The sequence below is a fragment of the Capnocytophaga sp. H4358 genome, from assembly GCF_002302515.1.
Classification (GTDB): Bacteria; Bacteroidota; Bacteroidia; order Flavobacteriales; family Flavobacteriaceae; genus Capnocytophaga; species Capnocytophaga canis.
The window spans coordinates 805,045-817,837 of record NZ_CP022380.1 but is presented as its reverse complement, the minus strand read 5'-3'; the positions used below and the strand labels follow the sequence as shown (position 1 = coordinate 817,837).

The window sequence follows — 12,793 nt, the reverse complement described above, 5'->3', positions numbered from 1 at the left end:
ATGTTATAATTTCTCTAAGATATAATCTGTCATCTTTTTGTAAAGTTGCAAACGGGTGTATCCGCCATAAATGCCGTGGTCTTTATCAGGATAGATCAACCAATCAAAATCTTTATTAAGATGAACTAATTGGTTAATCAGTACCATTGCATTCTGCACGTGTACGTTATCATCGGCTGTTCCATGGATGAGCAAATAGTTTCCTTTTAGTTTTTGAGCGTGTGTAATAGGGGAATTTTGGTCGTACCCTGAGGGATTTTCTTGTGGCGTTTGCATGAAACGTTCGGTATAAATGGTGTCGTAAAAACGCCATGAAGTTACAGGAGCTACTGCAATGGCTGTTTTAAAAACATCGGCTCCTTGAAAAAGGCAATTACTTGACATAAATCCCCCAAAACTCCACCCCCAAATCCCGATACGAGTTTTATCGATATAGGGTTGTTCAGCAAAAAAACGAGCTACAAAAATTTGATCTTCCACTTCGTATTTTCCAAGTTCTTTATACGTACATTTCTTAAAATCAGCACCTTTGTAACCAGTCCCACGACCATCTACGCAGACAATAATATAACCCTTTTGTGCTAATAAATAATGCCAATAATCATTAGACGAATGCCAAACGTTATTTACCTGTTGGGAACCTGGCCCTGAATACTGATACATCAAAAGCGGATATTTTTTATTAGGGTCGAAATCAGCAGGTTTTATTATCCATGCATTGAGTTTATCGCCTTTTTCGTTCGTTATTTCAGTAAACTCTTTATCAGAGAAACCAAATTGTTTGATATTGTTTTTCAGAGATTTATTGTTTAGAATTTCTTTTACTTGCTTCCCTTTTTGGCTATCGTTTAGCGTGTAAATGGGTGGCTCAGTGGCACTGGAAAATTGATTGATATACAACGAAAAATCAGGGCTAAACGTAGCCTTATTCATACCTCTTTCGGCAGAAAGCGCTTTTTTGTTTTTTCCACCTAAATCAATGCTATACACGCCTCTGTTTATCGAACCGTTTTCCGTAGATTGGTAAAAAATACGTCTACTTCGTGGGTCATAACCATAGTATTCTGTAACTTCCCAATTGCCTTTGGTAATTTGTTTTTTAAGATTACCGTTTTTATCATAATGATAAATATGGTTGAAACCGTCTTTTTCCGAAGTCCAAACAAAACTATTATCATACAAAAACGTCAAATTATCAGTAATGTCGATATAAGCCTTATCTTTTTCCTCCAGAATAGTTTTTATCAATTGATTCGAAGCGTTTATAAATTGTAATTTCAGATGATTTTGATGTCTATTCATCGTCTGAACACTCAAAATATCATTCTCTTGCGTCCATTGAATGCGTGGGATGTAATAAGCGTCCAGCGGAATTTCGACTGTATTTTTTGTTTTTACGTGGTAGATGTGTAGAGAAACTTTTGAATTATTTTCTCCTGCTTTAGGATACTTAAATACCTGTTGCTGAGGATATAATTCATTTCCATAAACATCCATTGAAAATTCAGGTACTTCCCTTTCATCAAAACGAATATACGCCAAATAATCCCCATTTTTACTCACATCGAAAGCTCGTACAAAAGAAAACTCTTCCTCATAAACCCAATCGGTAATTCCATTGATGATTTTATTTTTTGCTCCATCCAAAGTTATAGCTGTTTCACTTTTGGACTGTAAATCAAAATGATATATGTTATTTTCAGCTATAAAGAACACCGATTTTCCATCTGGAGAAAAAACAGGTTCTTGGATTTTTTTATCGCTTACTCTCTGAAGAGTTTGATTTTTAATATCATACACATAAAAGTCAGCTATGAACGAGTGTCGGTAAATGCTTTGAGTATTGGTTGCTATGAGTATTTTTGATTCACTCTTATCAAACGAATAATCGCTGATAGACTTTATCTCCAGTTGAAAATTTTTCGTATCGAAAATCGTTTTTACTTTTTTAAGAGTCGCAAAATCATACAAATCAATCTGTTGGGAGTTTGATTGGCGGTCGTAATTAAGTACCGTGTATTGATTCGTATTCTTCATCGCAGAAAGGTGAGCCATTCGCTGTGGATAAAGTACACCTTTTGCCCAAATGTCTTCCAAAGTAATGGAAGTTTGAGCGAACAGCCCAGCAAAAGATATTCCTAAAATAAATGAGGTAAGAAGAGTTTTGAGTTTCATTTACTTACGTTTTACTAAATTTGAATGGTCAATAATACTACTTTTTTTTCGTCTATTATAATTTTTTTAGTGATATTTGTAACATATAATCATTTATATTGATACAAAACATTGATTTTAAAGAATATATCTTTGTTAATAAAAAGTAAATCTTTTCACGTTTTTCGTCTATCATTAGTTTTGTTTGGAAAATATTCTCTGTTTTTCTCATAGGATTAACCTATGAAGTAGATACTCCACATCGGAAAATAATTATAAAATGGGCATACAGCTATCATATCATAGAGAACTATGCTTTCTATCAAACACCAAAGATCCAAGATTTCTACAACCTAACTTTGACCACCACAGGAAAATGATCAGATGGATACAACCCCTCCAAACGAGTTTCTAATATCTTAAAGTCAATGAGTTTCACCTTTTGTAAAAACACATAATCAATATTTTGCACTACAGGTGTTGATAAATTAAAATCATTGTAAGTCCCCAGCATAGGTGTCATATTTTTTTCAGAAGTTTGGGTATTGTATAGTTTTTGTGAGATTTTAGCAATGGCTGGATTGTTAGGGGTCATATTGAAATCTCCCATCAGTATCACTTTATTTTTTCCTGCTATCTCGCTGATTTTATGCAGTATGAGTTTGGCACTTTCTTGCTGAGCAACTTTTCCTTCATGATCAAAATGAGTGTTGAATACAAAGAATATTTTATTTTTATACTGCAATTTTACCCATGTACAAATTCTATTACAACAAGTAGCATCCCAACCTTTTGAGGGTATCATAGGCGTTTGAGAGAGCCAAAAATGACCTGTATCCAAAAGCTTGTACAGATCTTTCCTAAAAAATATAGCTGCATACTCTCCCGCTCTGTCGCCATCATCACGCCCTACACCTACTCGATGATAATCCGTGAAATGCGATTCGATAAATTCCAATTGATGATGCAATACTTCTTGCAATCCAAAAACATCAGGTTGTTGTTCTTGAATCATTTTTAATACCTTTTCCTTCCTATTTCCGTCTGTCCATGAATTAATACCATCGTGGGAATTATCATAACGAATGTTGTAGGTCATGACTTTGATTTCTTGTGCTGACGCCAACAGGGTAAAACCATAAAGCAATACTAAAAATATCTTTTTCATTGCAAAAAAACTTAAAATTTTCCCAACAAAAGTACGAGTTTTTATTCTTATATGCAAAGAAGAAATGAAGTTTTCTTGATCGGCAAATTCAACCCCAAAGTGCAACTTTTTATGCCACGAATTTATAAAATATATGAGGAACACAATAATTTTTATTGAATTTCTTTAATCTTTTTTTTGCTAATTTTCTCAAAATAAGTATCTTAGGAATATATTGTCGTATAAGTTAGTTGGTGTTTTCACTCAATCCTCGCTCCCAATAACAATACAGATTGGCAAAATAAAAATCACAACTTAATTCCTTACTAATATACTGATGTTCAGAAAATTATTTACTGTTTTTTTTAAGTGTTCACGAATACTTTGTATTTCAAATTCATTATCACTCGTAATGGGTTTTACAAAATCTTTATAAGAAAGCAAAATGTCTATCATTACTTTTGCTGAACTTTTTGTATCCTTAGTACTTAACGTCTTCATTATTAGAAATTTTGTTTTTCTTTCTATAGTAGTTAAAATTGCTCATTTATGTTCTGCTCCCAAAATTAAATCTACCTCAAAATGTTCAAAGACCTAAAAAATAAGTAATTATTTTGTCAATTAAGAACTAATATTTATATTTGTAACCTATAACTAAAAAACAGAAATAATGGCAAAAGTAAAATACACCCGATTGCAAACAAGTCTACATCCCGAAGTGATTGAGATGCTCAACAAACAAGTGAGCATGGAAGCTGAAGCGAGTTCAATTTATTTGGCGATGGCATCTTGGTGTGAGGTAAACGGATTTCCTCGAAGTGCTGAGTTTTTCTATGGACATGCCGTGGAAGAAAGAGATCATATGATGAAAATTTTCCGTTTCTTGAACGAAAATGGAGCAAGAGCATATGCTCCCGAAGTTGGAAAAGTAAAGCAAGATTTCGCTTCATTGCAGGAAGTTTACGAGAAAACGTTGGAACATGAAATTGAAGTTACGAAAGCGATTTTTGCAATTTTCAAAAAAGCACGTCAAGAAAGTGACTATGCCAGTGAAAATTTCTTGCAATGGTTCGTAGAAGAACAATTGGAAGAAGAACGCTTGGTTCACAGTATTTTGGATTTGTTTGAGTTTACAAACGAAAAAGACAGTCCATTGGCTCTTAAACTAATTGACGAACGCATTCCTTTAGGAGAGTAATGATTTTAGTAACGGGAGGAACGGGGCTCATCGGTAGCCGATTGTTATTTCATTTAACTAAAAATGAAAAATATAAAGTACGTTCTATCTATCGTTCTGAGGATTCTCTTAAAAAAAATAAAAGGATTTTTAAAAACCTGTCCGATGAAGGGGAAAAGCAATTTTCTCGTATTGAATGGGTTAAAGCAGATATAAACAACATCCCTGAATTAGAAAAGGCTTTTCAGGGTGTTGTTTTCGTATTCCACGTTGCTGGATTTATTTCATTCAAGCCTACAGATTTCGACAAACTTATCAAAATCAATGTAGAAGGTACCGCTAATATAGTAAATCTATGTATTGATTTTAAAATTAAGAAACTATGCCATGTGAGTTCCATTGCAACGATTACTTCGGTGGATGGAAAAATACTTGATGAGAACAGCGAGTGGAATCCAGAGGCGAGTAATAATGATTATGCCATCAGCAAACATGGTGGCGAAATGGAAGTTTGGAGAGGTTCACAAGAAGGTCTTAAGGTGTTGATTGTCAACCCTTCCGTAGTATTGGGAGCTTATTTTTGGGATTCAGGTTCTGGAACGTTATTTAAGCGTGTAGCTAATCGTTTCCCTTTTTTCCCCACTGGGGGTACGGGTTTCGTAGATGTAGATGATGTTGTTCGAGCGATGATAGCACTTCAGTTTTCAGAAGTTGAAAATCAACGTTTTATATTAAACGGAAGTAACCAAACCTATCAGCATGTAATGAAAACGATTGCAACACACTTAGGAGTTCTCCCACCACATAAGAAAGTAAGTCACAACGTACTTCGATTACTTGCTAGAATTGACGGATTACTCAGTTTCCTACAACTTAAGAAAAGAACACTCACTCTTCGAAATGCCGATTCTGTGAGTTTAGTTTCTTCTTATGATGGAAGTAAAGTTTCGCAATTCATAGACTTTCATTACACTGATTTTGAAGAATCTATAAAAAACATTTGTAAACAATATCCATTAATTCATAGATAATTTCTTAAAACCCTCTGTTTCAAAGGTTTTTATCTCATTATTTTCGTTGTTATAAACCAATAAAACATGCAAATTTGTGTGTTTTTCTAAGAATTTTTTGCTTTCTTCCAAACCTAATACCATAAACATTGTAGCATAACCATCGGCGTACATTGATGAGTCAGTTATCACTGTAGCACTCAACAAATTACTTTGTTTGGCAAGTCCTGTTTTCGGATTGATTGAATGCACAAATTTTTCCCCAGTAAGCGCATCTGTCCGAATTTTTCGATAGTTCCCTGAGGTTGCCAAACCTTGATTCGAAAATTGCACTGTAGCAATCAATTGATTTTCATCCGCTAAGGTAGGATTCTCAATTCCTATCGTCCATTTTTTATTTTCTACGGTGTTTTGTCCACTTAAAAACAGTTCACCGCCCACCTCAATTATGAAATTTTCAATTCTCTTTGATTTTAAAAAATCAGCAATGACATCTACCGTATAACCTTGTGCTATGGCATTAAAATCAAAAAAAATGGCAGAATGTTGCTTTTCGATGTATTTCCCATCCGTCAAACGTATTTTTTCAAATCCTACGAATTGTTTTAGACTATCTATTTGATTTTCAGTAAGATTTCTCGAATGTTTTTCTTTACCAAACCCCCAAGCATTTACCAACACACCCACCGTTGGATCGAAAGCTCCTTCACTTTGTTGCCAAATGATTTGTGAAGCTAAGAATACTTTTTCAAAATGTGGGTCAATAGTAATTCTCTCTCCTCTATTTATTTTTGATATGAGAGATTCAGGTCGGTATGTAGACATCGACAGATCAATGACCTCTAAGATAGAATCAATAGCAGGTTTTAGTGCTTCATCGCTGTGCGAAACATATTTAATAGCGTACGTACTGCCTTGTGCCTCACCTCGCACCAAATGTATTTTATCCTTTGGAGTACAGGAAAATAAAAGAAATACACAAATAGAAATAATACTGATAAAAGGTTTCATTTTGAAATAATTTTGTAAAGTGGATTCATGTAAAGCTTTTGAATGAATTTTGCACAAGTTGGTACCGAGTCGTTACACAATTTCCAGCAACCCCTTGAAATTGACTTGATAAGGCTGATTTTTATAAATAGGAAGTGTTGTATTTTCAACATTGATTAGTCCCACTCCTGCAAAATAGGTTTTTGCGTTATGTTTTTCGGCATGTTGTCGGACAATTTCCATAAAAACAGCATCATAGGCATCAGGGTTTTCACCGTAAAGGACTGCACGTACAATGATAAAATAACGTTGCTTGTTTTTATCAATACAAACAAACTGAGGGTCTTTTTTCAACTTACTATTAACCAGCAAAAATTCCCATTTTAATTCATCGCGTAGAGCTGCTCCCACGATATTCATCGCTAAATTATGTAATTCTTGCTCTGTTAGCGGAGTGGACTGCATACTTAAACGTTTTTGGCTATTTGGTTCAATCCGAAATGAATCAATTTTTCAACTGCTTTTTGAGTATCTTCAACAAATGTTTGTGTAGCTCGGTTAGCAATAATAACATTCAGTGAAACGGCTTGATGCCCTAACAACTTTGACAGTCCGTAGATGGCTGATGTTTCCATTTCTAAATTAGTCATTCGATGCCCGTTGTGGTTAAAACTGTGCAATTTATCATTCAATTGAGCATCTTGTACTTGCAATCGCAACACGCGTCCTTGTGGACCATAAAACCCAGGAGCCGTTCCTGTGATACCTTCAAAAATTTCGGAAGTTAATAATTTGTTTTTCAGCTCCTGACCACAACCTACAATATATGGACGACCTTTATTTTCACTCCATTGTGTATGCTTGATAAAAGCGTTTTCCATCTCACTTTCAGCCACTTTGTCTAAATCTCGATAGCTGTGCATCATATTATCCATTCCCAACCCGTAGGAGGATAGCACAATACTTTCCACTGGGATGTCAGCCTGTAAAGAGCCCGAAGTACCAAAACGAATGAAGTTTAATTGTGTATGCTTCTCCTTGATTTGGCGTGTCTGCAAATCAATATTGAAAAGAGCGTCCAATTCATTGATTACAATGTCGATGTTGTCAGGCCCTATTCCTGTGGAAATCACAGACAAACGTTTTCCTTTATAAGTTCCTGTATGTGTACAAAATTCTCTTTTCTGTACCTTATGTTCAATGGTATCGAAATGAGCCGAAATACGTGCCACTCGGTTTTGATCACCAACCAAAATAATGGTGGTAGCAACCTGTTCAGGGGTCAAATCAATGTGATAAATACTCCCCTTTGGAGTTAAAATAAGTTCAGATTCTTTTATCATTTTTATTCCGTTTTTTTATAGGGTTTTACTTTATTGAAAGGTTTTCCCAAAAATTAAAAACTCTCCTTTTTGTTCATCAGACGAAGATACGATATTTTTTTTAGAGTATAAAATTAACTCTCAAAAAAAATTATGCGTATTGCCCGAGTTTAGGAGATGTAATAGCAAAAAAAATCTCACACCGATTTGATTTATATTCTTTAAAATCAGTGTGAGATAATTAAAAAATGTCCGAAAAACTAATGTTGAGCAAAAACTTGATCTAAAATTTGTGTTATTCAGCAGATTAACAGCTATGTAACATCACTAAACATGGTTTTTCAGACAATTTTATATGTTGTTAGAATGGTAAATCGTCGTCTATAGCCTCTTGTTGATTCACATTGGTTTGTGCAGGTGGCACTTGCTGAGGTGCTTGTGCGTATGGTTGCCCTCCATAAGGCTGTTGGTAAGGCTCTTGCTGGTAAGGTTGTCCTTGTGGCGGATACTGCTGTGCCATTTCCATATTTTCAATACGCCAACCTTGCAATGAATTGAAATATTTTGCTTCTCCTTGTGGATTTATCCACTCCCGTCCACGTACATTGAAACTGATTCGCACCAACTGTCCCGGTTGAAATGCATCTAGTAAGCTACACTTGTCTTGGGTAAATTCAAAAACTACATGCTGAGGGTATTGTTCTTCGGTGGTGATAACGATCTCCCTCTTTTGGAATCCATTTGTTCCAAATTGTTGTATTGGTGATATTAATTTTATACGTCCTTGCAAATCCATAGTATGATATTTTTACGTTCTTAATTTTACAAAAGTAGGGAATTTATATTACAAAAATACAAAGATGCTGAGTGTTTTTTTCTAAATCTGTATGTTTTACAGATTTAAAGGTTCAGCATATAGGTCATAATCAGCTGAATCTATGATTTTTACATCGATAAATTCACCTAATTTCACATAGAATTTTTTAGCGTCAATCAGCACTTCGTTATCCACATCGGGGGAATCGTGTTCGGTACGACCTACAAAGTAATTCCCTTCCTTCCGGTCGATAAGACAACGGAATGTTTTTCCGATTTTTTCTTGATTAAGTTCCCACGAAATTTGTGATTGTAGTTCCATTATATCGTTGGCACGTTGCAATTTAACTTCCTCAGGAACATCATCTTCCAAACTATAAGCATGAGTATTTTCTTCGTGGCTATAGGTGAAACATCCTAAACGATCGAAACGCATTTCTTTTACAAATTCTTTAAGGGTTTCGAAATCCTCTTGCGTTTCTCCAGGGTATCCTACAATCAACGTTGTGCGGATAGCCATTTCTGGAAGTTTTTGTTTAAACTCTTTTAGTAACTTGGTCGTTTTTTCTTTGGTGGTGCCTCTTCGCATACTTTTGAGGATGTTATCTGAAATGTGTTGTAGCGGAATATCCAAATAATTACAAATCTTCGGTTCTTCTTTCATCACATCAATGACATCCATCGGGAAACCTGTCGGAAAGGCATAATGCAAACGAATCCACTCAATACCCTCTACTTTAACTAAGGCACGAAGTAAATCGGCTAATTTTCGTTTCTTGTAAAGGTCTAATCCGTAATAAGTTAGGTCTTGTGCAATCAGAATCAGCTCCTTCACACCTTTGGTTGCGAGTTTTTCGGCTTCCTGAACCAAATCTTCAATGGGAGTGCTACGATGGCTTCCACGCATTAGCGGAATAGCACAAAAACTACATGGGCGGTCGCAGCCTTCAGCTATTTTAAGGTAGGCATAATTCTTTGGTGTTGTAGTAAGTCGCTCACCGATAAGCTCGTGTTTGTAGTCTGCCCCCAGTACTTTCAACAAAGCAGGTAAGTCGCTAGTACCAAAATACTGATCAACATCAGGGATTTCTTTTTCCAAATCAGGTTTGTAACGTTCGCTTAAACATCCCATCACATAAACCTTGTCCACTAAACCTTCCTCTTTACGTTGCACATAATCTAAAATAGTGTTTACGCTCTCTTCTTTGGCATTATTGATGAATCCGCATGTATTGATAACCACAATATTACCTTCTTTTTCGTGTACAACTTCCTTTCCACCCGCTTTGAGTTGTCCCATCAAAACCTCACTGTCATAAACGTTTTTGGAACATCCTAATGTAACTACGTTTATGACATTTTTCTTTATTGATTTGGTTCTCATTTTTTTGATTTCCCTGTTTTATTTCGGGTGCAAAGGTATTTATTTTTTGTATTTCAATGAAAGGTTTTAATTTAGAAGGAATATAAATTATAAAAAGAAAAGATAATATTATAACTCCTTTAGAGAAAATATTATCAATTGATAAACCAGATATGGAATGAGGAATTCATTTTTTTTCTGTGAATCTTATTTTTTAAGACTTCCCACAACCAAATATTTTTTCTACTTTTGTAATTCACTAAATCACAATAAAGGTAAAAGATGAAGATCGGAATCATAGGAGCTATGGAGCTTGAAGTGAGCACATTACGAGCTAAATTAAACAATGTAAAAACAACTAAAATTGGGCGTTTTGAATTTTATGAAGGTGAACTTTACGGACTTTCGGTAGTTGTGTTGCTTTCGGGTATTGGTAAGGTAAGTGCTGCAGTGGGAACAACTTTACTCATAGAACACTTTGAACCTCAATTGATTATAAACACAGGAACAGCAGGAGGATTGGGCGACACTGTTGTTTATGACATTATCTTAGCTGCCGAAGTTCGCCATCACGATGTAGATGTAACGGCTTTTGGTTATGAAATAGGACAACAAGCACAAATGCCTCCAGCTTTTTTACCTGACAAAAAATGGTTTGATTTGGCGAAAAAAGTAGCCGAAAAACACAGTAATCAATTGCATGTGGGAATGGTCGTTAGTGGTGATTCATTCATTTCTGAACCTCAGCGACTAAAAATAATTGAAACGAATTTCCCGAAGGCAAAAGCTGTTGAAATGGAAGCTGCGGCTATTGCTCAAACCTGTTATATGATGAACATACCTTTCATTATGCTTAGAGCTATTTCGGACAAAGCGGGAGAAGGAAATGCGGTTTCCTACGAAACTTTTGTTCACGAGGCGGGAAAACTCTCGGCTGAAATCAATATTGACCTATTAAAATACTTTTCAGAGCTGCAAAATTAAATGGAAACCGTAAAAACATATACCGTTGAGGAAGCTAAGCGAAGAATGGAGCTTTTTTGTGCCTATCAGGAGCGTTATCAAGCAGAGGTAGTCGAGAAACTACGTCAGATGCGGATGATTCCATTGGCAATTGACGAAATTATGGTGTACTTGATTCAAAATAATTTTCTCAATGAAGAACGTTTTGCTAAAAGTTTTGTTCGTGGAAAATTACGTTATAAAAAATGGGGAAAGATTCGTATCAAGCGGGAATTGAAATTCAGAGGATTATCAACTTACATCATCAATTCAGCAATGGAAGAAATTGACGATGAGGAATATGAAGAAATTTTTGATTCTTTAGCCGAGAAAAAACAAGCCGAAATTAAAGAAAAAAGCGTGTACAAAGCCAAAAGAAAATTAGCTGATTATTTGCTTTATCGAGGATGGGAATCGGAATTGGTTTACAACAAGGTTCATGAACTTTATGAAGATTAAAAAGTACTTAAAAATAGGATAAACAATGGAAAGATTAGTATTTTATCGCAAAGAATCCGTGGCATTTTTTGAATCGTACGGGCTTGAAAATCATTGGGCTGTGTTTGTACAATCCATCGTAATTTTGGTATTAATTTTCACCTTAGCTTATTTGGTTGATAGGGTTTTAACTTTTGTAATGCGTAGGGTGATTCCGAAAATTGTAGGATACACGGCCAATCAATGGGATGATATTTTTATGGAAAATCGCGTATTCTCCAATTTTGCTCATTTCTTCCCAGGTATTTTAATGCAAAATTTACAAGACTTAATATCTTCATCATCAGTTCGTTGGTTTGTATCAACTTTTATTGGTGTCTATTTCATTGTGGTTACTGTTTTGTTTTTAAATGCATTGCTCAATGCCATTCAACAGCTTTTCATTCATTTAAAAGGAGTGAGTGCAATTGTCAAAATATATATCCAATTAGGAAAAGTAGTGTTATATTCTTTAGCGGGGGTTGCCATCATATCCATTTTTGCAAATAAAAATTTTATGGATATTTTAGCAGGATTGGGAGCTATGATTACCATTCTTTTAATCGTTTATAAAGATATGATTATGGGTTTTGTTGCTGGTATTCAGCTTTCGGCAAACAAGATGGTGTACGTAGGTGATTGGGTAGAACTTCCTAAAGATGGTGCAGATGGTATCGTGATAGATATAGGCTTAACTACTGTTAAAGTACAAAATTGGGATAGAACTATCACTACCATACCAACATATAAACTAACATCTGAATCCTTCACTAACTGGCGAGGAATGCAGGAATCGGATGGACGACGCATCAAACGTCATGTCAATATAGACATGGAATCTATCCATTTTCTGTCGGAAGAAGAGATAAATACTTTCCGAAAGATACGTCTTATATCTGAGTATATTGAGGATAAAATTAAAATCATCAATCAAGTAAACGCTAATGAACCAGAGCAATTTAACCAACGGCGATTGACAAATATTGGTACGTTCCGAAAGTACGTAGAGAATTATTTGCGTGAATCAGGGTATGTGAATTTAGACATGATGTTCTTAGTCAGACAGTTACAAGCTACAGAAAAGGGAGTCCCTATTGAGATTTATATGTTCTCAAAAATTAAAGAATTTATCATTTACGAAGGAATACAATCGGACATTTTTGATCATATTATAGCCATCGTGCCAACGTTTAATCTGCGATTATTTCAAGAACCAACAGGGCATAACTTCTCTGCAATAAGAGAGATTAAAAATCAAACAGCCGAATAAAATACTGCCAAATCCAAAAAAAAACTTTATTTTTCTTGCATTGTGTTTAGAAAATTTTGTACCTT

General features: G+C 35.0%; 12 protein-coding genes. 5 read left to right on the top strand and 7 right to left on the bottom strand.

The window, feature by feature from the left end; translation table 11 throughout:
• Nucleotides 1–3: 3 nt before the first annotated feature.
• Nucleotides 4–2,175 carry a S9 family peptidase gene (locus CGC49_RS03530; protein ID WP_095911849.1) on the bottom strand — a complete coding sequence of 724 codons (2,172 nt, stop codon included), beginning with the start codon at nt 2,173–2,175 and terminating at the stop codon, nt 4–6.
• Nucleotides 2,176–2,500: 325 nt separating this feature from the next.
• Nucleotides 2,501–3,322, bottom strand: a complete 822-nt coding sequence (locus tag CGC49_RS03525; protein ID WP_042009401.1) for an endonuclease/exonuclease/phosphatase family protein — start codon at nt 3,320–3,322, stop codon at nt 2,501–2,503.
• 649 nt (nt 3,323–3,971) lie between these two features.
• On the opposite strand from CGC49_RS03525, the gene CGC49_RS03515 reads away from it, so the two are divergent.
• Nucleotides 3,972–4,499: a ferritin gene (locus CGC49_RS03515; protein ID WP_042009378.1), complete on the top strand. Its 528-nt coding sequence runs from the start codon at nt 3,972–3,974 to the stop codon at nt 4,497–4,499.
• Nucleotides 4,499–5,509 (top strand): NAD-dependent epimerase/dehydratase family protein, encoded by a 1,011-nt coding sequence (locus CGC49_RS03510; RefSeq protein WP_095911847.1) that lies wholly within the window; start codon nt 4,499–4,501, stop codon nt 5,507–5,509. The genes CGC49_RS03515 and CGC49_RS03510 overlap by 1 nt, the downstream gene beginning before the upstream one ends.
• On the opposite strand, the gene CGC49_RS03505 is transcribed toward CGC49_RS03510, so the two are convergent.
• The 5 genes from CGC49_RS03505 to rimO all read right to left on the bottom strand — a co-directional run bounded on the left by CGC49_RS03505 (nt 5,495) and on the right by rimO (nt 10,000).
• Complete coding sequence (locus CGC49_RS03505; RefSeq protein ID WP_095911846.1) at nt 5,495–6,499, bottom strand: FAD:protein FMN transferase; 1,005 nt, start codon at nt 6,497–6,499, stop codon at nt 5,495–5,497. The two genes, CGC49_RS03510 and CGC49_RS03505, sit on opposite strands and share 15 nt — an antisense overlap.
• A gap of 72 nt (nt 6,500–6,571) precedes the next feature.
• Nucleotides 6,572–6,943: a hypothetical protein gene (locus CGC49_RS03500; RefSeq protein ID WP_042344510.1), complete on the bottom strand. Its 372-nt coding sequence runs from the start codon at nt 6,941–6,943 to the stop codon at nt 6,572–6,574.
• Nucleotides 6,944–6,945: 2 nt separating this feature from the next.
• Nucleotides 6,946–7,821, bottom strand: a complete 876-nt coding sequence (locus CGC49_RS03495; RefSeq protein ID WP_042009374.1) for a nucleoside phosphorylase — start codon at nt 7,819–7,821, stop codon at nt 6,946–6,948.
• Between the two features lie 340 nt (nt 7,822–8,161).
• Complete coding sequence (locus tag CGC49_RS03490) at nt 8,162–8,596, bottom strand: DUF3127 domain-containing protein (RefSeq protein ID WP_042009373.1); 435 nt, start codon at nt 8,594–8,596, stop codon at nt 8,162–8,164.
• Nucleotides 8,597–8,692: 96 nt separating this feature from the next.
• On the bottom strand, nt 8,693–10,000 hold the full coding sequence (rimO, locus tag CGC49_RS03485; protein WP_095911845.1) for a 30S ribosomal protein S12 methylthiotransferase RimO: 1,308 nt from the start codon (nt 9,998–10,000) through the stop codon (nt 8,693–8,695).
• Between the two features lie 261 nt (nt 10,001–10,261).
• Between rimO and CGC49_RS03480 the strand changes: the two genes are divergently transcribed.
• From CGC49_RS03480 to CGC49_RS03470, 3 genes are read left to right on the top strand one after another with little or no spacing between them, the layout of a single operon-like run.
• The gene (locus tag CGC49_RS03480; RefSeq protein ID WP_042009371.1) at nt 10,262–10,963 is read left to right on the top strand and encodes a 5'-methylthioadenosine/adenosylhomocysteine nucleosidase; all 702 of its coding nucleotides are present in this window, start codon (nt 10,262–10,264) and stop codon (nt 10,961–10,963) included.
• Entirely contained in the window at nt 10,964–11,440 is a 477-nt protein-coding gene (locus CGC49_RS03475) for a regulatory protein RecX (RefSeq protein ID WP_095893415.1), read from the top strand.
• A gap of 25 nt (nt 11,441–11,465) precedes the next feature.
• Entirely contained in the window at nt 11,466–12,728 is a 1,263-nt protein-coding gene (locus CGC49_RS03470; protein WP_042009369.1) for a mechanosensitive ion channel family protein, read from the top strand.
• Nucleotides 12,729–12,793: the final 65 nt, after the last annotated feature.